This window comes from Vannielia sp. SX4, from assembly GCF_052828525.1.
The window spans coordinates 1,526,380-1,551,221 of sequence record NZ_CM128247.1 but is presented as its reverse complement, the minus strand read 5'-3'; the positions used below and the strand labels follow the sequence as shown (position 1 = coordinate 1,551,221).

Here is a 24,842-nt window from a genome sequence, read left to right as displayed (position 1 = left end):
TCGATGATTGGGCTTTCGCTTGTTCTCTCCGCCGTGCTGATCGTGCTGGCCGCGCTGCACCTGCTCTGGGCGCTGGGGTGGTGGTTTCCGCTCGCCGAGGAGCGGGCCTTGGCGCGGGCGGTTGTGGGCGCGCGGGGGATCGAGCGGATGCCGGGGGCGGTGCCCTCTGCGCTGGTGGTGGTGGCGCTGCTCTTTGCCGCCGCATGGCCGTGGTTCGGGCCAAGCGGGCTTAAGACGGCGGGGCTGGCGGTGATGACGTTGGTGTTTCTGGGCCGGGGCGCGGCGAGCTACTTGCCCGCGTGGCGGCAGATCGTGCCGGAGCAGCCCTTTGCCACGCTGGACCGGAGGGCCTATGGCCCGCTTTGCCTCGCGCTCGGCGCGGGCTTTCTCATTCTGACATATGGAGCTTTGACATGACGCGGTTGAACGGGCCTTTGCGGATCGGGATCGGGGGGCCTGTGGGCGCGGGCAAGACCACGCTGACGGGGGCGCTGGCGAAGGCTTTGAGCCCGAACCATTCGGTCGGGGTGATCACCAATGACATCTACACCCGCGAGGATGCGGACGCGCTGGTGCGGGCGCAGATCCTGCCCGCCGACCGGATCATCGGGGTGGAGACCGGGGGCTGCCCGCATACCGCGATCCGCGAAGATGCCTCGATCAACCTTGCTGCCGTCTCGGAGATGGTCCAGCGCCATCCGGACGTGGAAGTTGTGCTGATCGAGAGCGGGGGCGACAACTTGTCGGCCACCTTCTCGCCGGAGCTGGCGGACCTGACGATCTACGTGATCGACGTGGCCGCGGGCGAGGAGATTCCGCGCAAGGGCGGGCCGGCGATCACCAAGTCGGACATTCTGGTGATCAACAAGACCGACCTAGCGCCGCATGTGGGTGCCTCGCTGGAGGTGATGGAGCGGGATGCGACGCGGATGCGCGCGGGGCGGCCGTTTTTCTTTTGTGCGATGCGGCATGGCGAAGGGCTGGAGGCCGTGGTGGCCGAGATCCGGGCGCTGAGCGGGCTGGGCGAGGTCACCGCCGGATGAACGTGCTGTATGACGCGCTGATCGCCCCTTGTGCGGGGCGTGAGGGAGGCTTTTTGCTGCAGCCGGACGGGTCCGTTTTGCTGGGGTATGCCGAGTTTGCCGAGGCCGTCGGGCGCCATGCCAACGCGCTGGTGAGCCTTGGGCTGGAGCCGGGCGACCGCGTGGCGATGCGGCTGGAGAAGAGCCCGGAGATGCTGGCGCTGATCGGCGGCTGCATTGCTTCGGGCCTCGTGTTTCTGCCGCTGAACACCGGGTATCCGGCGGCGGAGCTGGAATACTTTGTCGAGAACTCGGGGGCGCGGTTATTCCTGTGCGATCCGGGTGACCGGGAGGCGCTGGCCGCGCTGGAGCGCATCGCGCGGGTGGAGAGCCTCGGGCCGGGAGGCACGGGGAGCTTTGCGGAGATTGCGGAGGGCTGCGGGCCGGAGTTTGCACCTGTGGAGCGGGGACCGGACGATCTGGCGGCGTTTCTCTACACCAGCGGCACGACCGGGCGCTCCAAGGGAGCGATGATCAGCCACCGGAACCTTTTGAGCAATGCGCGGGTGCTGGTGGATTACTGGCAGTTCACCGGCGAGGACGTGCTGCTGCACGCGCTGCCGATCTTCCATACCCACGGGCTCTTCGTGGCGACCAACGTGGCGCTTTTGGCGGGCGCCCGGATGATCTGGCTGCCGAAGTTCGAGGTGGAGACGGTGCTGGAGGCGCTACCGAAGGCGACGAGCATGATGGGGGTGCCGACGTTTTATACCCGGCTGCTCGATGAGGCGCGGTTTGACCGCGAGGTGGCCGGGCATATGCGGCTCTTCATCTCTGGCTCCGCGCCGATGCTGGAGGAGACGCACAGGCAGTTCGAGGCGCGCACCGGCCAGCGAATCCTGGAGCGCTACGGGATGACCGAGACGAACATGCTCACCTCGAACCCATATGAGGGCGAGCGGGTGGCGGGCACCGTGGGGCTGCCGCTGCCGGGGGTGGAGCTGAAGGTATGTGACGGCGAAGGCCGCGCCCTGCCCGATGGCGAGGTGGGGATGATCGAGGTGCGCGGGGAGAACGTGTTTGGCGGCTACTGGCAGATGCCGGAAAAGACGGCGGCCGAGTTGCGACCCGATGGCTGGTTCATCACCGGGGATATGGGGGTGATCGACGCGCGGGGCTATGTGAGCATCGTCGGGCGCGGCAAAGACCTCATCATTTCCGGCGGTTACAACATCTACCCCAAGGAGGTGGAGGCTGTGATCGACACCTGCCCCGGCGTGCTGGAGAGCGCGGTGGTGGGTGCGCCGCATGGCGATTTTGGCGAGAGTCCGGTGGCGGTGATCGTGGCGGAACCGGGCGCGGAGGTGGACCTTGGCGCGGTGCAGGAGGCGCTGGGAGAGAAGCTGGCGCGGTTCAAGCATCCAAGGCACTTCGATCTGGTCGAGGCGCTGCCGCGCAACACGATGGGCAAGGTGCAGAAGGCGGCGCTGAGGGAGCGTTACAGGGAGGTGTTCGCATGACGCGGAAAATTGCAGCGGGGCCGGAGGAGCTGGCGAGTTTTGACGAGTTGCTCTCGATGTCGGGGCTGGCGTTCATGCAGGGGATATTGAGCGGCGAGATCGCGGGGCCGCCGATCTCGGGGGTGATGGATTACTGGCTCGACGAGGTCGAGGAGGGGCGCGTGGTGTTCCGGGGCGCGCCAAAGTTTGCCCATGCCAACCCGATGGGCGGCACCCACGGCGGCTGGTATGGCACCCTGCTGGACAGCTGCATGGCCTGCGCTGTGATGACCAAGGTGCCACAGGGCAGCTGGTACACCACCTTGGAGTACAAGGTGAACATCACCCGCCCGATCCCGGTGGGGCTGGAGGTGCTGGCGATTGGCGAGGTGCAGCATGCGGGCCGCTCGACCGGGGTGGCGCGGGGCGAGATCGTGGGAGCCGAGGACGGGCGGGTTTATGCGACCGGGTCCACGACCTGCATTATCATGACGCGGTGAGCGCCGTGCAGCGCCGACCCGCGGGGTGGCGCTCGAAACGGCGGTACGTGGGAGTTTATCGTGCCGTGGTAGCTTGACGATTGAAGTCGGCGCTGACTTCACCGAAGCGCCGCCCCGGGGGGCGGGTCGGTGCTGCACGGCGCCTTCGGCTTGATGCCGTGCAGGGTGCCATGTGCGAACGGGGTTTCAGAGTTTGAAGGAAGGCGCGGTCAGCCAGCCTTTGCGGCGAAGCTCTCGTGGATGAACTTCTTGTCGCAATAGCCGCACTCGACCTCGCCCGTCTCGTGGCTCAGGGAGAGCCAGACGCGCGGGTGGCCGAGAGCGCCCTCGCCGCCGTCACAGGAGACACGCCAGGCGGAGACCACTTCGGTTTCGGGCGGGGCGATCGACATGGCTGTCTCCTTGCGGGGGGCGCTGGGGCGGGTCAGAATTGCGGGCGAAAATAGCAGGATGGGGAGGCCGTGCAAGTGGGCAGCGGCGTGGAGCATGCGCGGTGGATGGTGGCGCCGCATGAGGGGATGCGGCCGTTTCTGCGGCTGATGGCGGAGGTGGCGGAGGCGCTGGGGGGCCGGGTGGTCGCGGAGCCGCAGCTTGGGCGGTTCGGGTTTTTCATCGACGCGGGCGGGCGGGCACATGCGGTGCATGGCGCGGCGCTGGGGCTGAATGGAGATGCGGCGGCGCGGCTAGCGGGCGACAAGGATTATGCGGCGAAGGTGCTGGGTTATGCGGGCGTGCCAGTGCCGGAGCACGTGGTGATGCTGGCGGGCCGCGATGCCGCGCCGGGGCTGGCCTGGGCGCGGGAGGAATGCGGCGTGCCTCTCTGGGTGAAGCCGAATGCCGGACATGGCGGCGAGGGCGTGCAGCGAGTCACCGACCTGGCCGCGCTGGAGTCGGCAACTGCGCCACTGAGGGAAGCCGGGCGCCACGTGATCCTGCAGGATCACGTGGCGGGCCGGGAGTTTCGGGTGATGGTGCTGGAGGGCCGCGCGGTGCTGGCCTACGAGCGGGTGGCCAAGGGAGACGGGCCGGGCAATCTTTCGGCCGGGGCCGCGCTGCGCGCGGGCGGGCCGGGCGCGGAGGCCGAGGCGCTGGCGGTGCGGGCGGCGGAGGCGCTGGGGCTGCGGTGGGCCGGGGTGGATGTGATCGTCGGGGCCGAGGGGCCGGTCGTGCTGGAGGTCAACGCTGCGCCGGGGCTGGATGCCTATGCGCGCTCGGGGCCGGAGCAATGGGGCGCGGCGCGGGATGTGATTGGCGCGGCGCTCGAGGTGTTGGGGCGTTAGGGCAAGGGCGGTTGGTGGGCAGATTGCCCACCCCGCCCTGTGTCATGCGGGGTTCAGCATCCGGCCCAGCGGGCGGCCACCCAGAACGTGGACGTGGAGATGCGGCACCTCCTGCACGCCATGATTGCCTGCGTTGGAGATGAAGCGGCAGCCCGGCCCGTGGGCCTCGACGCCTTCCATCTCGCAGACCTTGCCGACGGCGCGGGTGAAGTCGACGATCTCGGCCTCGGAGGCCTCCTGCGCGAAGTGGTCGTAGCTCACGTAGGGCCCCTTGGGGATGACCAGCACATGCACCGGGGCCTGCGGCTGGATGTCACGAAACGCGAGGGTGTGCTCGGTTTCCAGCACGGTCTGGTTGGGGATTTCGCCGCGCAGGATCTTGGCGAAGATGTTCTCGGGGTCGTAGCTGTAGCCCATTGGGGCCTCCTCAGTCGGTAAACAGATGGGGCGTGGAGGCGATCTCCCACGCCGCGTCGATCGGAATGTCGAGAAAGCGGGCGAGCGGCGGCACGTTCTCATCGACGCTCGCACCCTCGCGGATGCGGTCGAGATGTTCGAAGCCCGCGTCGCGGATGCGCTCCTTCTCGAAGGTGATGTCGTAGCGGATGGTTGGCAGCAGGCGCTCCAGCGTGTCTTGCGGGGTCTGATCCCCGGCAAGGCCGACCCGGCGGGCGTGGCCGAGCAGATACTCGTCGGTGAACTCGCATTCGAGATCGAGCAGCTTGGTGGCCGACTTGTCGGCGTGAAAATCCTGCATCAGGTCGATGTTGGATGGGTCGAGGCAAATCACCAGACGGTCGGTGTCATGGTAATCGAACAGCATCCGCATGAGCGCCCGGCGATGGCGCGTGCGCTTTTCGAGCGTGGTCTGGATGCCGCCGAGATCGGGCAGATCGGCCTCCTCCTCGTTGAAGAGGTATTCGATCACCGGGATGTTGGTGGTCGCCCGGATGCGCTCGCAAAGGCGTTTGGCGACGTGCCACTTTTTGCAGATGACGATCATCAGCTCGCGGCCCCGGCCAAGGCTGGCCTCGGTCTCCCAGAAGCGGGGCGCGAAGCGGCGGCCGATGCGGCCGCGCCCGGTGAGGAAGTGGAAAAGCCGCCGACCCTCGTTGGAGATCTGAAACTGTCGGCCCTCGGCGGCGTAGAGCATGCCGAGGCGCTTTTTCAGCTCGGCGGCCTCGGGGCTGATCTTGCGGGCGAAGAGGAAATCCTGGCTGAGCAGCAGGTCGTAGTGGTCGTTGTAGAAGGTCACCGGCATGCCGTAGTCGGTGAACATCAGGAAGGTCAGGGTGCGGCAACGGATCTCGTTCTCGGGGACGAGGTGGCGCACGATGGTCTGGAAGAAGGTCTCATCGGGGATCCAGGTGGTGCGGAAGAAACGCATCACGTCGCGCCGGGTCCGGGTGAAATCGAGCACCCATTCGACCGTGCGGCGGCGCAGGCACCACCATTGCGAGCCGATCATCATCTGCAGATCGCCCGGCACGTTGCGGGTGAGGCCAAGGGCGCGCTGCACCTCGAGGCTCTTGTAGAAGAGCCATTTGTTCTTTCGCTCGTTGAGGAAGTGGCGGTAGATCAGCCGCTCTTCCTTCATCCCGGTCTTGATCCAGTCGGAATTGAAGTAATCGAAGCTCTCGATGTAGTCGCAATCGTCGCGGTCGAGGAACTCATGGGCGTATTCGGCCGATTTGATCGCCTGGCAATCGCCGGAGAGCATGTAGAAGTGGGTGGCACGCGGAAAGGCCTCTACCGCCGACTCGACGGCGTTGAGCGTGGCCTGCACGAGGCTCCACTCGCCCCAGCCGCATTTGATCCGCTTGCGGGCGAAGACGACATTTGGGTTATCTTTCAGCGCCTCGCGGATACGGCTGAAATGCTCGACCTTGGCCCGTGCATCGAAGTGAATCGCGATATAATCACCGACCGCCGTCAGGCTCTCGGCCTGGGCGATGATGGCGTCCGGGTCCTTGTGACACAGGAGGATGAAGGCAATTCTGGCCACTACGTAAACACTCTGCCCGTTTGTTGGGTGGTTGTTTACGGTTAGTATCGTAACCAACCGTTGAAAAGACAGGGTTTCCTTGTATTTTTCCGCTCCAATGATGCCGGGAGGACAACTCGCGGCCATATGGGTTTTCGGAGGCAGTAAATTATGGGCTTTCCCGGCACGTGGATGACCGAGAGTGAAAGCGTGGTGTATCGGGTGGTGCCGAAATGCGCCTGCTCGACCATCGGGCAGATCATGTTCTACTCCGATCACGGCAAGTTCTTTGACGGCGACATTCATGACAGCACGGCTGGCCTGCACAAATGGGCACAGGACGAGAGCCAGCCGCTGATCGAGGCCAATGTGACGGCGCATCAGAGCTATGCCTTCACCTGCGTGCGCAATCCCTACACGCGGATTCTCTCGAGCTTTTTCGACAAGATTTGCGGCATCCAGCGCAACGGAAAGCGCTACCGGGGCAAGCTGGTGCCGATGCTGATCCAGAAATACGGGATCGAGGTGGGCGACCCGGAGAGCGGCTTCGAGTTCGACCAGATCAAGAGCTTCCGCCGCTTTCTGCTCTTTGCCCGCGATACCATCCGCTGGCGCCGCCCGATGGACCCCGACATTCACTGGAGCGCGATGAGCGGGCACATCAGCACCTTCATCGTGAACGGCGGCAGCTACGATAACATCTTCTGGACCGAGAAGTTCAACGAGGGGATGCAATCGGTGCTGGACGCGATCGACGTGCCGCATGAGGTGAAGCTGGATGATATCCCCCGCTTCAACGAGAGCGAGGGCCACGGGCCGAAGCGGGCGCATCCGGTGGAGGACTACTTCGACGACCTGTCGATGCATCTGGTCTACGAGATCTACAAGCGCGATTTCCACCTGTTCAAATACGATTTCGAAGACCCGTCGAACAAGATGCCGGTGGGCGAGATCGACCTTGAAGAGGTGCATGCGAAGCTCGGGGATTGAGCCGGGCGTCGGGGCAGCCAAAGAGGCAAGGGGGGCTGTCTGCCCCCCTTGGACCCGAGTTTTTAGAGCAAGGGGGGCTGTCTGCCCCCCTTGAACCCCCCGAGGATTTTCTCAGGACCAGTGAGGAGCATGTAAGGCTTTGTTAACCAAGGGGTGGCAGGGTGACGGTACGGTACAGCCGGGGACGGCGATGACCGTGGACCGATGAGAGCATAGCTCCGTCAGGGGCGGGTGCCGCGCCATGTGGCACCCGCTTCCTTTGATCGCTGACCGGGCGGGTCCGAGGCGGGGCAAGTTTGAGGGCACAGAGTCGCTTCGGAAGGATGAGCGCCTCAAAGGGCGCAGCGTCCTGCTCCTCATTGGTCCGGACAATATCCCCGCCGGAGGCCCTCAATCTCTTTCGGAGCACGCCCGGCGATCAGAGCAGCCCGGCCTCGTGGAAGACCTCGCGCAGCGGGCGTTTGGGGCGGGGGCCGATGTGGCGGATGACCTCGGCTGCCGCGGTCACGCCCATGCGGCCGGACATCTCAAGCGTCTGATTGGTGGCGAGGCCGTAGAGGAAGCCGGCCGCGAACTGGTCCCCTGCTCCGGTCGCATCCACCGGCGTGACGCGGTCGACCGGCACCTCCACCCGCTCGCCGTCGCGGATCAGGATCACTGCGTCGCCGGAGCGGGTGCAGACCACCACGGGGCAGATCGCGGCGGCCTCATCAAGCGCGGTTTCAAGGCTGTCGGTCTGGTAGAGCGATTTCCATTCGGCCTCGTTGCCGATGGTGAAATCCATGTCGTTCTCGATCAGCTCGCGGAAGCTGTCGCGGTGGCGGTCGACGCAGAACGGGTCGGAGAGGGTGATGCCCGCCTTGCCGCCCGCATGGTGGCAGGCGTTGGCGGCGGCCATGAAGGCGCGTTTGCCCTTGTCCTTGTCGAAAAGGTAGCCCTCGAGGAAGAGGTAGCGGGTGTTCTCCATCACCGACACATCCACGTCGTCCTCGCCGAACTCGGCGCCGCAGCCGAGGTAGGTGTTCATCGAGCGCTCGCCATCGGGGGAGACGAAGATCATCGAGCGGGAGGTCGGCGGCTGGCTCGCGTCCTCGACCGGCGGGTTGGGGAAGGTAGTGCCTTCGAGCTCCATCTTCTCGGCGTAGAACCGGCCCAGCGCGTCGTCCTTTACCCGGCCGACGAAGGCTGTGGCCAGACCCAGCGTGCCGAGGCCAGCCAGCGTGTTGGCCACGGAGCCGCCCGGCGTTTGCACCCGGTCGGTCATCGCCGCGTAGAGCACCTCGGCCCGCTTGCGCTCGACGAGCTGCATGATGCCCTTCTCGATGCCCATGTTGTCGAGGAAGCTGTCATCGCCATGGGAGATCACATCGACGATCGCATTGCCGATGCCGACAACGTCATACTGGGTGGTCACAGGGTCTTCTCCTCGTAAAGGCAGATGTCGCGGATGATGCAGTTGGGGCACATCGGCTTGCGGGCTTTGCAGGTGTAGCGGCCATGCAGGATGAGCCAGTGGTGGGCGTGCTGCTGGTATTCGGCGGGGATACGGTCTTCAATCGCGCGCTCGACGGCGTCGACATCCTTGCCCGGCGCGATGCCGGAGCGGTTGCCGACGCGGAAGATATGGGTGTCGACCGCCTGCGCGGGGTGTTTGAACCACATGTTCAGCACCACGTTTGCGGTTTTGCGGCCCACGCCGGGGAGTGAGGTGAGGGCCTCGCGGGAGGACGGCACGACGCCGTGGTAGTCGTCGACGAGGATCTGGCTCAGCTTCATCACGTTCTTCGCCTTCTGGCGGAAGAGGCCGATTGTCTTGATATGCTCGGTGAGCCCTTCGAGCCCGAGGTCGAGCATCTTTTGCGGCGTGTCGGCGACTGCGAAGAGGGCGCGGGTGGCCTTGTTTACGCCTGCGTCGGTGGCCTGGGCCGAGAGGGCAACGGCGACGACGAGGGTGTAGGCGTTGACATGCTCCAGCTCGCCCTTGGGCTCGGCCTCGGCCTCGCGGAAGCGGGCGAAGCATTCGGAGATCTGGTGGTATGTCATCTTGGGCGCGGGCATGGGGGCTGTTTTGCCCTGCGGGGGCGGATTGGGCAAGCGCAACGGTGCGCCCTGCGGGTTCGCGGCCCGCGCCGTCAAAGCGCATCTTCCGGGTCGCTCTGTGCGTCGGCGGCTTCTATCTCTATCCTCGAAGGAGACACGCCGATGAACGCCCCCGTCAGAACGACCGTGAGACAGATGGAAGACAGCTACCATTACCAGGTGATGCGCCGCGCGCTCGATGTAATCGACGGGGCGGAGGGCAACCTGACGCTCGACGCGCTGGCGGGCGAGATGCGGATGAGCACCGCCCATTTTCAGAGGATGTTCAGCCAGTGGGTCGGGGTCAGCCCGAAGCGGTATCAGCAATATCTGACGCTGGGCCACGCCAAGGCGCTGCTGCGCGAGCGGTTCACCACGCTGGAGGCCGCGGACTCGGTGGGCCTCTCCGGTTCGGGGCGGTTGCATGACCTGTTTCTGAGGTGGGAGGCGATGAGCCCGGGCGATTATGCCAAGGGTGGCGCGGGGCTGGAGATAAGGTGGGGCTGGTTCGAAAGCCCGTTTGGCCCGGCGCTGGTGATGGGCACCGAGAAGGGCCTGTGCGGCATTGCGCTGGCCGCCGAGATGGGGCCGGAGGCGGCGATGGACGACCTGCGCAGCCGCTGGCCGGAGGCGGACTTCGTCGAAGACCCGATGGCACTGCGCCCTTGGGTGCTGAGTGCCTTCGGCGCGGAGGGGGGCGTGGAAGAGACGCCGCTGTTTCTCATTGGCGCGCCGTTCCAGATCAAGGTCTGGGAGGCGCTGATGCAGGTGCCCTCGGGCCATGTGACCACCTATTCCGAGATCGCCAAGGCCATCGGCGCGCCCAAGGCGGTGCGGGCGGTGGGCACGGCGGTGGGGCGCAATCCGGTGAGCTTTTTGATCCCCTGTCACCGGGCGATGCGCAAATCGGGCGGGCTGGGCGGCTACCATTGGGGGCTGCCGGTGAAGCGGGCGATGCTGGCTTGGGAGGCCGCGCGCAGCGAGGGGCGGGCGGCGGGCTGAGCCGCGTGAGGCCAAAAACCGCGTTGAAACACAGGGTCTTCACGCCCTGTGACAGGCTTGTCTGCTACTGAAACATTGCACCCCGAATGCAGGCATTTTTCCGCTGATCACTCCCCGATCACGCAGATTCCAGTTGGCTATGTCACATTTTAAAGGAACGAAGCGGGCAAGAGAGCGTTAAGCCCTCAACGTCCATGGGGACCAACACGTAGAACAAGGACTCAATCAGAGATGATCCGCAATTCCCTCATTATTTCCGCAGCTGCCGCCACGTTCCTCGCCGGGTGCGAAGGCGTTGGCCCGAAAACCCAGAATGGCGCGCTTGCCGGCGCTGCCGTGGGTGCGCTGGCCGGTGTGGCACTTGGCGACGACGAAGAAAGCCGCCGCCGCGGCGCCGTGCTGGGTGCCGCCGTGGGCGCTGGCGTGGGTGGTGCGATTGGCGCCAACCTCGACAAGCAGGCCCGCGAGCTGGACCAGAACCTCGACGGCCGCATCAAGGTGGTCAACACCGGTGACCGGCTGATCGTGACCATGCCGCAGGACATCCTCTTTGCCGTCGACAGCACCGCGCTGACCTCGACGCTGCAGGACGACCTTTACACCCTCGCCCGCTCGCTGAACGATTACCCGAACACCACCGTGCAGGTGGTCGGCCATACCGACAGCACCGGTGCCGCCGCCTACAACCAAGACCTCTCGGAGCGCCGTGCGCTCGCTGTGCGCGGTGTGCTGGTCAACGGGGGCGTGTCTTCCGGCCGGGTGCAGGCAATCGGCCGTGGCGAGAGCCAGCCGGTGGCCACCAACCAGACCGAGAGCGGCCGCGCCGCCAACCGTCGTGTCGAGATCATCATCATCCCGAACACGTAACCCGTTTTCGGATCGGGGCCTGTCCCTGCCCCGCTCCGTCTAGGCCCCCGCCCTGCCTGTGGCGGGGGCACCTTGCCCCCTCCCCCCGGAACGTGGTCAAATCACTTGACCAATTCCGGGGGGCTTTTTCATGCCGTTCCAGCCTGTCAATGCCGCCCGCCTGAGTGAGGCGGTGGTGGAGCAGATCGAGCTGCTGATCCTGCGGGGCGTGCTGCGCCCTGGCGAGCGGCTGCCGGCCGAGCGCGAGCTGGCCGAGCGCATGGGCGTGTCGCGCCCCTCGCTGCGCGAGGCCTTGGGCGCATTGCAGGAAAAGGGGCTGCTGGAGGCCCGTGCAGGGGCGGGCGTGTTCGTGGCCGAGGGGCTACGCTCGGTCTTTCCGCCCGCGTTGGTGAAGCTCTTTGCCGGGCATCGCGAGGCAGTGGCCGATTACATCGGCTTTCGTCGCGACCTTGAGGGGCAAGCCGCCGAGCGGGCCGCCGTGCGCGGCACCGAGGGCGACCACGCGGTGATCGCCGCCGCGCTTGCCGCGATGGAAAAGGCGCATGGCCGTCGCTCCACCCCGGAGGAGGAGGCGGAGCTGGACGCGGGCTTTCACATGGCGATCTTGGAGGCCGCGCATAACGTGGTGCTGCTGCACATGATGCGGGCGATGTTCGGGCTGCTGCGCGAGGGCGTGTTCTACAACCGGCAGATCATGTTCCGGAACCAGCCCACGCGGGAGCGGCTGCTGGCACAGCACCGCGAGATTGCCGCCGCTGTGCTGGCGCGCGATCCGGGCGCGGCGCGGGCGGCGGTGGAAGCGCATCTGGATTTCGTCGAGCAGGCCCTTGCCGAGCAGGTGAAGGCCGAGGCCCACGAGGCGGTGGCCCGGCAGCGGTTGGAGCGTTAGGCAAAAGGTCGGCCAGGTCAGGACGAGCCCCGGCTTAGGCGAACCGGTCCTGCCACGTCGGCAGGGTGTCTCCCTTGGCGGGCGTGGCGTGGTAGACGCCGCGGGCGATGGCGCGGGCGAGGCAGGTGGCGGCGGCATGGCCGATGCGCAGCGCGTCCCAGTCCGGGTCTTTCAGCGGTTTGGCACCAGTCGCCGCACCAAACACGAGGTCGCCGTCGAAGGGCGTATGCGAGGGCACCAGCGCGCGGGCCATGCCATCATGCGCGGCGACCGCCATGCGCTGGCACTGGGCGGGGTCGAGCGCGGCGTCGGTGGCGACGATGGCGATGGTGGTGGCCTCGCCTGCGAGCTTTTCGAGACTCGGCTCGAAGCCTGCGTCGGTCATCTTCGGGCCGCCAAGGCCACCGAACTCATCCTCCATCTCCCATGCGCCAGCCCAGAACTGCGGGCCGCTGCCCTCCACCGCCGAGCCCACGGCGTTGACGCCGACGATGGCGCCCACGGTGATGCCGCTCTCCAGCACGAGAGACGCCGAGCCGAGCCCGCCTTTCAGCGTGGCGGTCGTCGCCCCGGTGCCGCAACCGACCGAGCCGAGCTTGAAACTGGTGCCCGCCGCCTCCAGCGCCATGCGGCCCAGCGGCTTGTAGGGATTTTCCTTCCAGCCCTTGTCGCCGCCGTTCAGCAGATCGAAGAGGATCGCGCCGGGGACGATGGGCACCCGGGCCTCACCCACTTGGTAGCCCCGGCCCTGCGCGCGCAGACCGTCGGCCACGCCGGAGGCGGCATCGAGGCCAAAGGCGGAGCCGCCGGAGAGCACCAGCGCATCGACCTTTTGCACCAGTTTGTCGGGGGCGAGCAGATCGGTTTCGCGGGTGCCGGGTGCGCCGCCCATGACGTGGACGGCGGCGGTGAAGGGCGCATCGCCGATCAGGGCCGTGACGCCGGATTTCACCTGCGCGTTGGTGGCATTGCCGACCCGCAGCCCGGCGACATCGGTGATCAGATTGCGTGGTCCCGGTTTCATCGCCGCCCCTTCATTTGCTTGGCGAATATGTCCCTGATCGGAGGCCGTGGCGCAAGGGCGCTCACCGGGCGGCGGGCGCGGGCAGCTCGAAGGGGCCGTGGTAGGTGAGCCGGGGGGTATCCTGCAGCATGAAGGGGAAGCCGCCCATCGCCGCCTCGTCGATCACCACCACGGTATCGGCCCCGGCGGTGATGTGGCGCACATCGAGCAGCATCTCGTCGGAAAAGAAACGCTCCAGCAGCGGCTCGGCCCCGCTGCCGTAGCCCATGTGGACATGGGCCGGGTCGAGGAAGGCTTCGGGCAGGTCCACGGTGAGGGGCGCGGGGGCATCGGCCACCGGGCCTTCCATCGGCGGCATCACATAGGCCATTGCCTCCGCCTCGCTGCCGAGGGTGCCGGAGAACAGGTGGACGCGGCGTGTCTCGGGCGGCAGCGGCGCGGCACGGCGGGCCTCCGGGCGGGGGGCGAGGCCGAGCAGGCGAGCGATGAGGCGGCCGATCATGGCGGCGAGACTAGCGCTGCGGGGGCGGGGCGGGCAAGCGGCGTGCGTGCGCCCACCACGGGGTGGACGGGCTCAGATGCAGCGCCCGCCGTCGACCTCCAGCGCGGTGCCGGTGATCATCCCGGCCTCGTCGGAGCAGAGGAAGGCGGCTGCGGCGCCGAGGTCTTCTGGGGTGGAAAAACGCCCGAGCGGGATGGTGGCGAGGAACTTGGCACGCATCTCGGGGGTGTCTTCCCCCATGAAGCTGGCGAGAAGCGGGGTTTCACCGGCCACGGGGCAGAGTGCGTTGACGCGGACGCCTGCAGGGGCAAGCTCGACGGCCATCGCCTTGGTGGCGGTGATGACCCAGCCCTTGGAGGCATTGTACCAGTTTAGCTTGGGGCGCGGGGAGAGGCCGGCGGTGGAGGCGATGTTGAGCACCGCGCCGTTGCCGCGCGCTTTCATCCCGGCGATGACGGTGCGGGCGGAGAGGTAGATGGACTTCATGTTGATCGCGGCAACACGGTCGAAATCCTCCTCCGAGACTTCTTCCATCGGAGCCGGAAGGTGGGTGACGCCGGCGTTGTTGACGAGGATATCGACAGGGCCGGCCTCGGCCACGCAGGCCTCCCAATCGGCGAGGCTGGCGACATCCATCGCGAGGGCGCGCCCGCCGATCTGAGTGGCGATGTCTGCGGCGGCATCGGCGTTGATGTCGGTCACCAGCACCTCGGCGCCCTCGGCTGCGAACTTGGCTGCAATGCCCGCGCCGAAGCCCGAGCCGCCGCCGGTGACGATGGCACGTTTGCCGGTAAGTCTCATGGTCTGTCCTCCCTCGTGTTCCGGGCGATGAGACGGCATGGGGCGGCGGGGTGCAAGGGGCGGCGGCGCGGGTGGCTGGCGTTGGAGTGGGGGCGCTGCCCCCACACCCCCGGAGATATTTGGAGCAAGAAAATGATTTGGGGCGCGCGTTAATCTTGATGGTTGGTTAGTGCGGTCCGGTCTGTGCCCGCGTGAGCCAGGCGGAGAGGCGACGGATCGGGGGACCGAGGAAGAGGCTGAGGGCGGTGCCGATGGGCCAGCCGAAGGCGAAGTCGCGCGCCCATGCGGCGGGCCAGCCGGGGGTGAGGCCGAGGTCGAGCGCGGAGAAGAGGCCCGAGAAGACGAGGCTGATCAGGGCTGAGAGCAGCAGGGCGTTCAGCAGATCTTCACTTCGGCGGACAGACATGGGTGCGCTCCCGTGGCGGCTGGCGGGCTGGGATGCCGTCAGTCTAGGGGCTGCGCGTGAACGGAAGGTTTCTGCCGGTGGCGGCTCAGAAGGTCGCCCGCCCGCCGGACTGGTCGAAGCAGGCGCCGGTGGTGAAGCTGGCCTCGGGCGAGGCGAGCCAGCAGATCATGGCGGAGATTTCATCGGTCGTGCCGAAGCGGCCCATCGGGATCTTGGACTTCATGAAGGCGATGAACTCGGGCGTCATCTGGTCGAAAATGGGGGACTCGACGGCGGCGGGAGCGATGCAGTTGACCGTCACCGCCGTGTCGGCCAGTTCCTTGCCGAGCGACTTGGTGAGGCCGATGACGGCGGCCTTGGTGGCGGAATAGGCGGGGGCGTTGGGGTTGCCCTCCTTGCCCGCGACGGAGGCGATGTTGACGATGCGGCCATAGCCTGCCGCCTTCATCAACGGAGCGGCGACGCGGTTGCAGTAGAAGACGCCGTGGAAGTTGAGGTTGGTGACGGCGTGCCAGTCGTCCAGCGGGTACTCCCATGTCGGCACGTTGGGGCCGGTGATGCCGGCGGAGCAGACGAGGATGTCGAGGCCGTTCATTGCCATGGCAGCGGCCTGCATGGCGGCTTCGGTGCCTTCCGGGTTGGTCACATCGACCAGCGCCGGGGTGAGGCCCTGCGCCTCGGCGGCGGCGAGGGCGGCTTCGTTCACGTCCCAGACGGTGACGGTGGCCCCTTCTGCCTGCATCCGCAGCGCGGCGGCGAGCCCGATGCCGGAGGCGCCGCCGGTGACGATGGCCTTGCGGCCTGCAAAGCGGCCTTGGAAAATGTCAGTCATGTTTTGCGGCCACCGTCTTGAGAGTTGAAAATCCGTAGAGGGCCTCGAAGCCCTTTTCGCGCCCGTGGCCAGAGCGGCCAACGCCGCCAAAGGGCAGCTCGACCCCGCCCCCTGCCCCGTAGTTGTTGAGGAAGACCTGGCCCGCGCGGAGGCGCTTGGCGAGGCGCATCTGGCGGGCGCCGCTGGCGGACCAGACCGAGGCGACGAGGCCGTAGCCGGTGCCGTTGGCGATGGCGATGGCCTCCTCTTCGGTGTCGAAGGGGATCATCACCTGAACCGGGCCGAAGACCTCCTCCTGTGCGAGAATGTGAGTGGGGTCGGTGGTGGCGTAGAGGCGCGGGGCGACGTAGTGGCCGCCTTTCGGCGCACCGGGTTTCACGGTGCCTTCGGCGAGCAGTTGCAGCCCGGCGTCGCGGGAGAGGTAGCCCTGGACGATCTGCTTCTGCCGGTGGGAGATCAGCGGGCCGAGGTTGGCGTCTTCCAGCGCGGGGGCGGCGGTGAGCTTGGTGTAGGCCTCGGCCATGCGGGCCATCGCCTCCTCCCAGAGCGGGCGCTCGACGAGGAGGCGGGAGGAGGCAGAGCAGGTCTGGCCGGCGTTTTGCAGCCCGGCGGAGAGCAGGAACGGCAGGGCGGCGTCGAGGTCGGCATCGGCGAAGACGAGCTGGGGGGATTTGCCGCCCAGTTCGAGGGTGACGGGCGTGATGTTGGTGGCCGCGGCCTGCTGGATCAGTGTGCCGACGCCGGCCGAGCCGGTGAAGCTGAGGTGGCGCACGCCGGGGTGGGCGGAAAGCGCAGCGCCGGCCTCCTCGCCGAGACCGGGGATGACGTTGAGGGCGCCGGGGGGCAGGCCGGCCTCTTGGGCCAGGCGGGCGAAGGCGAGCGCGGTGAGGCAGGCCTCTTCGGCCGGCTTCAGCACGCAGGCGTTGCCCATGGCCAGCGCCGCGCCGACGGAGCGGCCGATGATCTGCATCGGGTAGTTCCACGGGATGATATGGCCGGTCACCCCGTGCGGCTCGCGCAGGGTGTAGACGGTGTAGCCGTCGAGATAGGGGATGGTCTGGCCGGTGATCTTGTCGGCCGCGCCGCCGTAGAATTCCATGTAGCGGGCGAGCGCGCGGGCGTCGGCGCGGGCCTGGGTGAGCGGCTTGCCGACATCGCGGGATTCGAGAACTGCGAGAGCCTCGGTGCGGTCTTCGATCAGGCGGGAGAGGCGCAGGAGGATTCGGCCGCGCTCGGCGGCGGTCAGGCTGCCCCATTCGCCATCAAGCGCGGTTTGCGCGGCGGCGACGGCATCGGAAACCTCGCGGGCGCCGCAGCGGGCGATGGCACCGATCTCCTGCCCGGTGGATGGATCTTCGATGGGGAGCGTGGCGGGGGCGTCGTGCCAGTGGCCGCCGATGAGGTACTCGGACGGGTCGAACCAGCCTGCGGTGATGTCTGTCATGGTGGTGCCTCCCTCGGGGGAGAGGTTAGGGGGCAGCGGCGGGGTTTGGAAGTGCGTTCGGGAGCCGTGCAGCGCCGACCCGCGGGGTGGCGCCTGCAACGGTAGTGCGGTGCACTTTATGGTACCGTGTTAGCTCGACCTGCGAGGTAGGCGCTTGCCTCACCGAAGCGCCGCCCCGGGGGGCGGGTCGGCGCTGCACGGCGCCTTTCGGCTTGATTCCGTGCACGTGCCACGCTGACCTGTTGGGTCAAGTTACACGAACCGGGGCGGCCGGAGGGGGAAGGGCTTTCGGTGGCCTCGCTGCGCTCGGGGGGCTGGCGCGGGGGACAGATTTCCAGCCCTACGCGGCGAGCACCGGGGCGGCGGCGATGAGGGCGCGGGTGTAGGGGTGTTGAGGTTGGGTGAAGACCTGTTCGGTGGGCCCCTGCTCCACGATCTCGCCCGCCTTCATCACCAGCACCCGGTCGGTCACGTTGCGGACCACGGAGAGGTCGTGGCTGATGAAGAGGTAGCTGAGGCCGCGCTCGGCTTGGAGCCTTGCCAGCAGGTCGAGGATGCGGGCGCGGACCTGGACGTCGAGCGCGGAGACGGCCTCGTCGAGCACGATCAGCTCTGGATGGGTGATCAGGGCGCGGGCGATGGCGATGCGTTGGCGTTGGCCGCCGGAGAATTCGTGCGGGTATTTGTGGGCATCGTCTGGGTGCAGGCCGACCGCCAGCAGCGCCTCGGAGATGCGGGCGCGCAGGTCTGGCGGGGTGCCGGTGAGGTGGAAGGGTTCGGAGATGAGGCGGGAGACACGGTGGCGCGGGTTGAAGCTGCCGTAGGGGTCTTGGAACACCACTTGCAGGCGGCGGCGGAGGTCGTAGCCCATCTGCGGTGTGACCGGCTGGCCGTCGAGCGCGATGGTGCCGCCTTGCAGCGGGTCGAGGCCGAGGATGGCGCGGGTGAGGGTGGACTTGCCGCAGCCGCTTTCACCGACGAGGCCGAGGGATTCGCCCTGCCGGAGGGTGAAGCTGACTCTGTTCACCGCGCGGAAAGGGCCTTTGCGGGTGGGGTAGTCGCGGACGGCATCCCGGACGGCCAGCAGGGGCGTTTCCTCGATGCGGGTGGCGGCGCGGTCGGGCTGGTGGCCGGAGGCCTCGAAGAGGGCCTGCGTGTAGGGGTGGGTGCGGTTGCACAGGATCTGCGCGGTCGGGCCGTGCTCGACCACCCTGCCCTCCTTCATCACCGCGATCTCGTCGGCCATGTCGGCCACCACGGCAAGGTCGTGGGTGATGAGCAGGAGCGCCATGCCCTCCTCGCGGACGAGGCTGCGCAGGAGGTCGAGGATCTGGGCCTGGGTGGTGACATCGAGCGCGGTGGTCGGCTCGTCGGCAATGAGCAGGCGGGGGCGGAGCGCGATGGCCATGGCGATGCAGACCCGCTGGCGCTGGCCGCCGGAAAGTTCGTGAGGGTAGCGGGTGGCGGGGATGGCCGAGAGACCGACGCGGTCGAGCTTTTCGCGTGCAATCTGCGCGGCCTCAAAGCGGGAGGCGGCACCGTGGATGCGGAGGGTTTCGGCCACCTGGGCGCCGATGGTCTGCATCGGGTTGAGCGCGGTCATCGGCTCTTGGAAGATCATGCCGATCTCGTTGCCGCGGATCGCGCAGAGGCGGCGTTCAGGGGCGCTTGTCAGGTCTTCTCTGTCGAGGCAGGCCGCGCCGGTGGTTTCAGACCCGTGCGGGAGCAGGCCCATGATCGAGAGGGCGGTCATGCTCTTGCCGGAACCGGACTCGCCGACGAGGCCGAGGATCTGGCCCTCGGGCAGCGAGAGGGACACCTCGCGCAGGATCGGATTGCCGTGGATGGCGAGCGAGAGGCTGCGAAGGTCGATCATTGGACGGCCCTGCGCAGGCGGGGGTCGAGCATGTCACGCAGCCCGTCGCCCATCAGGTTGAGGCCGAGCACCATGGCGGTGATGCAGAAGGCCGGCGCCATCGCGAGGCGCGGGGTGCCGTAGAAGAAGGTTTGCGCGTCGGCCAGCATCCGGCCCCAGCTTGGCGTGGGCGGTTGCGCCCCGAGGCCGACGTAAGAGAGGCCCGCCTCGGCGAGGATGCCGAGAGAAAACTGGATGGTCGCCTGCACGATGAGCAGGCTGGCGATGTTGGGCAGGATATGCTCGGCGCTGATCCGGGCGCGCGATTTTCCCGCAACGCGGGCGGCGAGGATGAACTCGCGCTGCCAGACACCCAGCGCCGCGCCACGGGCGACGCGGGCGAAGACGGGGATGTTGAAGATGCCGATGGCGAGGATGGCGTTGAGCGCCGAGGGGCCGAAGGTGGCGGTGATGAGGATGGCGATGACGAGCGAGGGGAAGGCGAAGGTGAGGTCGTTGGCGCGCATGATGACCTCGTCGAGCAGCGAGCCCCGGCTGGCGGCGGCAGTGAGGCCGAGGGGGACGCCGATGCAGAGGCCGATGGAGACGGCGACGAGGGCGACGGCGATGGAGGTCCGTGCGCCCGCCATGAGCATGGAGGTGAGGTCGCGCCCGAGGTGATCGGTGCCGAGGAGGTGGGTGGCGGAGGGGGCGGCGAGCTTGTTGGAAATCGCGAGGTCGAGGACGGAATGGGGCGTCCAGACAAGGGAGAGGAGCGCGGCGGCGGCGAAGACGGCGGTGAGGGCAGCACCGATGAGGAGTTGGGCGGGGAACTTCATGGGGTGAGCCCGGTGATGGGGAGCGCCTGCACGGAGTCAAGCCGAAGGCGCCGTGCAGCGCCTGCCCGCCCGTCGCACCAAAGGTGCGCCGACTCCCTATGGCCCGCCTTTGGCGGGACGGGGCGGCGCTTCGGTGACGCTGGGAGTGACCTCTGAGGGAGGACTAACTCTGCACCATAAAGTGCCATGCACCGCTGTTGCGGGCGCCTCCCCGCGGGCAGGCGCTGCACGGGTTGCGTGGCTCGCGTTGGCAGGTGTTTCATTACCGCCGCCTCCTCAGCCGCGGATCGGCCAGCCCGTAGGCAATGTCGGTCAGGAAGGTCACGCAGATCACTGCGAATACCAGCAGCATCACCGCGCTCTCCACCACGATCAGGTCGCGCTGGGTGATGGCCTGAAAGATCAGCCGCCCGAGGCCGGGGAGGTAGAAGACGTTTTCGATGATGATCGCGCCCGCCAATAGGAAAGAGAATTGCAGGCCGAGAATGGTCAGCACCGGCACCAGCGCGTTGCGCAGCGCGTGGCGGGTGAGCGCCTGCGCGCGGGTGAGGCCCTTGGCGCGGGCGGTGCGGATGAAGTCCTGCCCCAGCACCTCGATCAGCGCCGAGCGCATGACCCGGGCGAGGATGGAGGCCTGCGGCAGCGCCAGCGCCACCGCCGGAAGGGTCAGCGCCTTGAGGCCGGGCCAGAGGCCAGTGTCCCACCCCGGAAAGCCGCCTGCGGGGAAGAGCGGGATGGTGATGGCGAAGGCCAGAACCAGAAGCATGCCGAACCAGAAGTTGGGCACGGCGATGCCCAGTTGCGTCAGCCCCATGATGCCGTAATCCGCCGCGCGGCCACGGAAGGCGGCGGCCACCAGCCCGACCGGGATGGCCAGTAGGGTGGAGAGTACCAGCGCATAGGCGGCAAGCGGCGCCGACACGGCCAGACGGTCGGCAATGAGCCCCTCGACCGGCACACGGTAGGTGTAGGACACCCCCATGTCGCCCTGCACCAGCCCTGTGATCCAGCGCAGGTAGCGCTCTGGGGTGGTGCCATCGAGGCCAAGCTCGGTGCGGAGCGCGGCCACGGTTTCGGGCTGGGCGTTGAGGCCCAGCATGAAGGCCGCCGGATCGCCGGGGATGACCTCGAGCATGAAGAAGATCACCACGCTGGCCGCGACGAGCGAGAGGGCGAGGGAGAGCAGCCGGGAGGCGAGATAGCGGGCCATGGGGGGACGCTAGGGGATTGATCCGGCGGGGGGAAGTGGCGTTACGGCGCGGGATGCAGGTGCCGCTGCGGGCTTGCGTGGGCCTGATGGCGTGGCATAGTCGGCACAGGCCCGGGGTGATGGCGTCACCCCGCCACGCGGCCCTCCTGTCCTGAACGCCGGGACCATTCCTTTACGGATGGGCCCGCGACGGGCCCGGAAAGGCCCCGAGATGACGGATCGTCCCGCATTCTACCGCTTCGAGAACGGCGCAAAGGCGCCCCTGCCCTTCTCCGCCGCCGAGTATGACGCGCGGCTCGCCAAGCTGCGCGCGGTGATGGCGGAGCAGGGCATCGAGGTGGCGCTCTTCACCTCGATGGCGGGCATCGCCTACTACTCGGGGTTTCTCTACTGCAGCTTCGGGCGGCCCTACGGGCTGGTGGTGACGGCAGGCAGCTCCACCGTGATCAGCGCGGGCATCGACGCGGGGCAGCCCTGGCGGCGCTGCCACGGCGAGGCGCTGACCTATACCGACTGGGCGCGCGACAACTTCTGGCGGGCGGTGGCCTATGTGGCGGGCACGGGCCGCGTGCTGGGCTTCGAGGGCGACCACATGACGGTGCAGCAGCGCGAGGCGATGGAGAGCTATCTGGCGCCAGTCTCGGTGGATATCTCGGTGCCGGTGATGCGGCTGCGGATGATCAAGAGCGCGGCGGAGATCGCGCTGATCCGCGAGGGCGCAAGGGTGGCAGACCTCGGCGGCGAGGCGATCCGCGCGGCGATTGCCGAAGGCGTGCGCGAGATCGACGTGGCGATGGCGGGCCGCGATGCGATGGAGGCCGAGATCGCGCGGGCCTTTCCGGATGCGGAGTATCGCGACACATGGGTCTGGTTCCAGTCGGGGCTGAACACGGACGGGGCACATAACCCGGTGACGGCGCGGCGGCTGGAACGGGGCGACATCCTAAGCCTCAACACCTTTCCGATGATCTCTGGCTATTACACGGCGCTGGAGCGCACACTGTTCTTGGGCGAGGTGGATGACGCCTCGCTGAGCTACTGGAAGGCCAATGTGGAGGCCCATGAACTGGGGATCGGGCTGCTGAAGCCGGGCGCGCGCTGCGGAACGGTGACGGCGGCGCTCAATGCCTTCTTCGCCGAGCGCGACCTGCTGAAGTACCGCAGCTTCGGTTACGGCCATTCCTTCGGCGTGCTCAGCCACTACTACGGGCGCGAGGCAGGGCTGGAGCTCCGGGAGGATATCGACACGGTGCTGGAGCCGGGCATGGTGATCTCGATGGAGCCGATGCTGACGGTGCCAGAGGGGATGCCGGGTGCGGGCGGGTATCGCGAGCACGATATTCTGGTGATCACCGAGGACGGGGCGGAAAACATCACCGGCTTTCCTTACGGGCCGGAGAGGAACGTGATCGCGGGGTAGCTCCGCCGCCCTTCGAGCCGCCCTCGCCCCAGATGGCACCGCGTGCTAAGGCCCGCCCATGACACGCTGGCGCCCCCTCCCCCGCATTCGTGTTCTGGCCATCGGCCTCGCTTGGCGCGGGCGCCAACTGCTGGCGGCTGAGGTGCGCGACGATGCCGGGCGGCTGAAGGGCGTGCGCCCGCCCGGTGGCGGGGTGGAGTTCGGCGAGCGCTGGGAAGACGCGCTGCGGCGCGAGTGGGCCGAGGAGTTCGGGCTGGAGGTCGCGGTCAGCGGCCCGCCGGTGGTGCTGGAGAACATCTACAGCCACGAGGGCGAGCCGGGGCATGAGGTGGTCTTTGCCGCGCCCATCACCCTGCCGCCCTGCCCGCTTCTGGAGGCCGAGTCGGCAGAGGTGCGGGAGGACAATGGCCTGCCCTTCACCGTCCGCTGGTTTGACTTCGATGCGCTGGAAACCGGCGGGCCGGAGCTTTACCCCACCGGCCTGAAAGCCCTGATTTCACCGCCCGCGAGCTGATCCCGGCCGAGCCGGAAAATCTTCACTTTCCTTTTCCGATTCCCCGCGTATGCTCGCCCCCATGACGCAAGAGCGCCACAACCAGCCCCGGGCCATCGCCATCGCCCGCCAGGAGGAAGCCACCCGGCTCCCCCTCGCTGCTGTTGTTGCCCTGCCGCTCGTCGGCCTGCTTCTTCTGCTTACCTGCCTCTGAGCGTGCCTTTCCGGCGCGACCGCTCAGAGGTATAGACGCGCCAGAGCACCCAAGAGCAAAAGCACAGCAAGCCAGAGAGATTTTCCGATGACCGACGCAAACCGCGTATTGATCTTTGACACCACCCTGCGGGACGGCGAGCAATCGCCCGGCGCTACCATGAGCCATGCCGAGAAGCTGGAGATCGCCAGCCTGCTCGACGAGATGGGCGTGGATATCATCGAGGCGGGGTTCCCGATTGCCTCCGAGGGCGATTTTGCCGCCGTGAGCGAGATTGCCCGCGCCGCGCAGAACGCCACGATCTGCGGCCTCGCCCGCGCCAACTTCAAGGATATCGACCGCTGCTGGGAGGCCGTGAAACACGCCAAATCCCCGCGCATCCACACCTTCATCGGCACCTCGCCGCTGCACCGGCAGATCCCGAACCTGACGCAGGACGAGATGGCCGAGCGCATCCACGAGACGGTGACACATGCACGCAACCTTTGCGACAACGTGCAGTGGAGCCCGATGGACGCCACGCGCACCGAGTTCGACTATCTCTGCCGGGTGATCGAGATCGCCATCAAGGCGGGCGCCAGCACCATCAACATCCCCGACACAGTGGGCTATACCGCCCCGCGCGAGAGCGCCGAGCTGATCCGTCGCCTCATTGCCGAGATCCCCGGCGCGGCGGATGTGGTCTTTGCCACCCATTGCCACAACGATCTGGGCATGGCGACGGCCAACTCCCTCGCTGCCGTCGAGGCGGGCGCGCGGCAGATCGAGTGCACCATCAACGGGCTGGGCGAGCGCGCGGGCAACACTGCGCTGGAAGAGGTGGTGATGGCGGTGAAGACGCGGCATGACATCATGCCTTTCACCACCGGCGTCGACACCACCAAGATCATGCACATCTCCCGCCGCGTCGCCACGGTGAGCGGCTTTGCGGTGCAGCCCAACAAGGCGATCGTCGGCAAGAACGCCTTTGCCCATGAGAGCGGCATCCACCAGGACGGGATGCTGAAGAACCCCGAGAACTTCGAGATCATGCGCCCCGAGGATGTGGGCCTGAGCGCCACCAACCTGGTGATGGGCAAGCACTCGGGCCGGGCCGCGCTGCGCTCCAAGCTGGCCGAGCTGGGCTACGAGATGGGCGACAACCAGTTGAAGGACGTGTTCGTGCGCTTCAAGGAGCTGGCCGACCGGAAGAAAGAGGTCTTCGACGACGATCTGGTGGCGTTGATGCGCGATGCCAGCACCGACCCGGCGGATGAATACCTGAAGGTGAAGTTCCTCCGCGTGGTCTGCGGCACGCAGGCGCCGCAATCGGCCGATATCACCCTGACGGTGGCGGGCGAAGACCAGCAGGCGACCGCGCAGGGTGACGGCCCGGTGGATGCGGCCTTCAACGCGGTGAAAGCGATCTACCCGCATAACGCCCGGCTGCAGCTCTACCAAGTGCATGCCGTGACCGAAGGCACCGACGCACAGGCCACGGTGACCGTGCGGATGGAGGAAGACGGCGTTCTGGCCACCGGCGAGGCGGCGGATACCGACACCGTGGTGGCCTCCGCCAAGGCCTACGTTACGGCGCTTAACCGCCTGCGGGTCCGCAAGGAAAAGCTTGGCGGGAAAGACACCCGCGAGGTCAGCTACAAGGACGCGGGTTGAGCCCGGGGCAACGAATTTTCGTGCGAGAATTCGGGGG

Annotated in this window: 27 protein-coding genes; 13 read left to right on the top strand and 14 right to left on the bottom strand. The window is 67.4% G+C overall.

Annotated elements, in window-relative coordinates:
* Positions 1 to 3: 3 nt before the first annotated feature.
* The 4 genes from ACUXVX_RS07685 to ACUXVX_RS07670 are packed head-to-tail and all read left to right on the top strand — an operon-like array spanning position 4 to position 3,021.
* Positions 4 to 417: a DUF3995 domain-containing protein gene (locus ACUXVX_RS07685; RefSeq protein WP_446311068.1), complete on the top strand. Its 414-nt coding sequence runs from the start codon at positions 4 to 6 to the stop codon at positions 415 to 417.
* Positions 414 to 1,043, top strand: a complete 630-nt coding sequence (gene ureG, locus ACUXVX_RS07680) for an urease accessory protein UreG (protein WP_222491622.1) — start codon at positions 414 to 416, stop codon at positions 1,041 to 1,043. Before ACUXVX_RS07685 ends, ureG begins: the two co-directional genes overlap by 4 nt.
* Positions 1,040 to 2,542 (top strand): malonate--CoA ligase, encoded by a 1,503-nt coding sequence (locus ACUXVX_RS07675; RefSeq protein ID WP_446311067.1) that lies wholly within the window; start codon positions 1,040 to 1,042, stop codon positions 2,540 to 2,542. The genes ureG and ACUXVX_RS07675 overlap by 4 nt, the downstream gene beginning before the upstream one ends.
* Complete coding sequence (locus ACUXVX_RS07670) at positions 2,539 to 3,021, top strand: PaaI family thioesterase (RefSeq protein WP_446311066.1); 483 nt, start codon at positions 2,539 to 2,541, stop codon at positions 3,019 to 3,021. The genes ACUXVX_RS07675 and ACUXVX_RS07670 overlap by 4 nt, the downstream gene beginning before the upstream one ends.
* Positions 3,022 to 3,230: 209 nt before the next feature.
* Here ACUXVX_RS07670 and ACUXVX_RS07665 read toward each other — a convergent pair whose 3' ends face one another.
* A complete protein-coding gene (locus ACUXVX_RS07665) occupies positions 3,231 to 3,413 on the bottom strand; it encodes a zinc-finger domain-containing protein (protein WP_222470142.1) in 183 nt (60 codons plus the stop codon).
* A 69-nt stretch (positions 3,414 to 3,482) separates the two neighbouring features.
* Here ACUXVX_RS07665 and ACUXVX_RS07660 point away from each other — a divergent pair, with 69 nt between their 5' ends.
* Positions 3,483 to 4,301 carry an ATP-grasp domain-containing protein gene (locus tag ACUXVX_RS07660; protein WP_446311065.1) on the top strand — a complete coding sequence of 273 codons (819 nt, stop codon included), beginning with the start codon at positions 3,483 to 3,485 and terminating at the stop codon, positions 4,299 to 4,301.
* Positions 4,302 to 4,343: 42 nt separating this feature from the next.
* Here ACUXVX_RS07660 and ACUXVX_RS07655 read toward each other — a convergent pair whose 3' ends face one another.
* Positions 4,344 to 4,718: an HIT domain-containing protein gene (locus tag ACUXVX_RS07655; protein WP_222470144.1), complete on the bottom strand. Its 375-nt coding sequence runs from the start codon at positions 4,716 to 4,718 to the stop codon at positions 4,344 to 4,346.
* A gap of 10 nt (positions 4,719 to 4,728) precedes the next feature.
* Positions 4,729 to 6,306: a DUF5928 domain-containing protein gene (locus ACUXVX_RS07650; RefSeq protein ID WP_446311064.1), complete on the bottom strand. Its 1,578-nt coding sequence runs from the start codon at positions 6,304 to 6,306 to the stop codon at positions 4,729 to 4,731.
* 150 nt (positions 6,307 to 6,456) lie between these two features.
* Between ACUXVX_RS07650 and ACUXVX_RS07645 the strand changes: the two genes are divergently transcribed.
* A complete protein-coding gene (locus ACUXVX_RS07645) occupies positions 6,457 to 7,275 on the top strand; it encodes a sulfotransferase family protein (protein ID WP_222491609.1) in 819 nt (272 codons plus the stop codon).
* A gap of 418 nt (positions 7,276 to 7,693) precedes the next feature.
* Here the strand turns inward: ACUXVX_RS07645 and ACUXVX_RS07640 are convergent, their stop codons facing one another.
* Together ACUXVX_RS07640 and nth are read right to left on the bottom strand one after the other, a co-directional pair.
* Complete coding sequence (locus ACUXVX_RS07640; protein WP_446311063.1) at positions 7,694 to 8,689, bottom strand: adenosine kinase; 996 nt, start codon at positions 8,687 to 8,689, stop codon at positions 7,694 to 7,696.
* Positions 8,686 to 9,333, bottom strand: a complete 648-nt coding sequence (nth, locus tag ACUXVX_RS07635) for an endonuclease III (protein WP_446311062.1) — start codon at positions 9,331 to 9,333, stop codon at positions 8,686 to 8,688. The genes ACUXVX_RS07640 and nth overlap by 4 nt, the downstream gene beginning before the upstream one ends.
* Positions 9,334 to 9,477: 144 nt before the next feature.
* Here nth and ACUXVX_RS07630 point away from each other — a divergent pair, with 144 nt between their 5' ends.
* The 3 genes from ACUXVX_RS07630 (at position 9,478) to ACUXVX_RS07620 (ending at position 12,112) form a co-directional block, all read left to right on the top strand.
* On the top strand, positions 9,478 to 10,356 hold the full coding sequence (locus ACUXVX_RS07630) for a methylated-DNA--[protein]-cysteine S-methyltransferase (protein WP_446311061.1): 879 nt from the start codon (positions 9,478 to 9,480) through the stop codon (positions 10,354 to 10,356).
* A 231-nt stretch (positions 10,357 to 10,587) separates the two neighbouring features.
* Complete coding sequence (locus tag ACUXVX_RS07625) at positions 10,588 to 11,223, top strand: OmpA family protein (RefSeq protein ID WP_222470148.1); 636 nt, start codon at positions 10,588 to 10,590, stop codon at positions 11,221 to 11,223.
* Between the two features lie 130 nt (positions 11,224 to 11,353).
* On the top strand, positions 11,354 to 12,112 hold the full coding sequence (locus ACUXVX_RS07620; protein WP_446311060.1) for a FadR/GntR family transcriptional regulator: 759 nt from the start codon (positions 11,354 to 11,356) through the stop codon (positions 12,110 to 12,112).
* Positions 12,113 to 12,146: 34 nt separating this feature from the next.
* On the opposite strand, the gene ACUXVX_RS07615 is transcribed toward ACUXVX_RS07620, so the two are convergent.
* The 9 genes from ACUXVX_RS07615 to ACUXVX_RS07575 all read right to left on the bottom strand — a co-directional run bounded on the left by ACUXVX_RS07615 (position 12,147) and on the right by ACUXVX_RS07575 (position 21,025).
* Positions 12,147 to 13,136: a P1 family peptidase gene (locus ACUXVX_RS07615; protein WP_446311059.1), complete on the bottom strand. Its 990-nt coding sequence runs from the start codon at positions 13,134 to 13,136 to the stop codon at positions 12,147 to 12,149.
* 61 nt (positions 13,137 to 13,197) lie between these two features.
* The gene (locus tag ACUXVX_RS07610) at positions 13,198 to 13,638 is read right to left on the bottom strand and encodes a hypothetical protein (protein WP_446311058.1); all 441 of its coding nucleotides are present in this window, start codon (positions 13,636 to 13,638) and stop codon (positions 13,198 to 13,200) included.
* Between the two features lie 72 nt (positions 13,639 to 13,710).
* Positions 13,711 to 14,439 (bottom strand): glucose 1-dehydrogenase, encoded by a 729-nt coding sequence (locus ACUXVX_RS07605; protein ID WP_446311057.1) that lies wholly within the window; start codon positions 14,437 to 14,439, stop codon positions 13,711 to 13,713.
* 166 nt (positions 14,440 to 14,605) lie between these two features.
* A complete protein-coding gene (locus ACUXVX_RS07600) occupies positions 14,606 to 14,845 on the bottom strand; it encodes a DUF2798 domain-containing protein (RefSeq protein WP_446311056.1) in 240 nt (79 codons plus the stop codon).
* Positions 14,846 to 14,930: 85 nt separating this feature from the next.
* Positions 14,931 to 15,677: an SDR family NAD(P)-dependent oxidoreductase gene (locus ACUXVX_RS07595; RefSeq protein WP_446311055.1), complete on the bottom strand. Its 747-nt coding sequence runs from the start codon at positions 15,675 to 15,677 to the stop codon at positions 14,931 to 14,933.
* A complete protein-coding gene (locus ACUXVX_RS07590; protein WP_446311054.1) occupies positions 15,670 to 17,121 on the bottom strand; it encodes an aldehyde dehydrogenase family protein in 1,452 nt (483 codons plus the stop codon). Before ACUXVX_RS07590 ends, ACUXVX_RS07595 begins: the two co-directional genes overlap by 8 nt.
* 340 nt (positions 17,122 to 17,461) lie before the next feature.
* Complete coding sequence (locus ACUXVX_RS07585) at positions 17,462 to 18,997, bottom strand: ABC transporter ATP-binding protein (protein WP_446311053.1); 1,536 nt, start codon at positions 18,995 to 18,997, stop codon at positions 17,462 to 17,464.
* Entirely contained in the window at positions 18,994 to 19,815 is an 822-nt protein-coding gene (locus tag ACUXVX_RS07580; RefSeq protein WP_446311052.1) for an ABC transporter permease, read from the bottom strand. Before ACUXVX_RS07580 ends, ACUXVX_RS07585 begins: the two co-directional genes overlap by 4 nt.
* A gap of 262 nt (positions 19,816 to 20,077) precedes the next feature.
* Positions 20,078 to 21,025, bottom strand: coding sequence for an ABC transporter permease (locus ACUXVX_RS07575; protein WP_446311051.1), 948 nt, complete (start codon positions 21,023 to 21,025; stop codon positions 20,078 to 20,080).
* A 211-nt stretch (positions 21,026 to 21,236) separates the two neighbouring features.
* On the opposite strand from ACUXVX_RS07575, the gene ACUXVX_RS07570 reads away from it, so the two are divergent.
* From ACUXVX_RS07570 to ACUXVX_RS07555, 4 genes are all read left to right on the top strand, one after another.
* Positions 21,237 to 22,445, top strand: a complete 1,209-nt coding sequence (locus ACUXVX_RS07570) for an aminopeptidase P family protein (RefSeq protein ID WP_446311050.1) — start codon at positions 21,237 to 21,239, stop codon at positions 22,443 to 22,445.
* Between the two features lie 58 nt (positions 22,446 to 22,503).
* The gene (locus ACUXVX_RS07565; protein WP_446311049.1) at positions 22,504 to 22,959 is read left to right on the top strand and encodes an NUDIX hydrolase; all 456 of its coding nucleotides are present in this window, start codon (positions 22,504 to 22,506) and stop codon (positions 22,957 to 22,959) included.
* 61 nt (positions 22,960 to 23,020) lie between these two features.
* Complete coding sequence (locus tag ACUXVX_RS07560; protein ID WP_446311048.1) at positions 23,021 to 23,152, top strand: hypothetical protein; 132 nt, start codon at positions 23,021 to 23,023, stop codon at positions 23,150 to 23,152.
* Between the two features lie 87 nt (positions 23,153 to 23,239).
* Positions 23,240 to 24,805 carry a 2-isopropylmalate synthase gene (locus ACUXVX_RS07555; protein ID WP_446311047.1) on the top strand — a complete coding sequence of 522 codons (1,566 nt, stop codon included), beginning with the start codon at positions 23,240 to 23,242 and terminating at the stop codon, positions 24,803 to 24,805.
* Positions 24,806 to 24,842 lie beyond the last annotated feature (37 nt).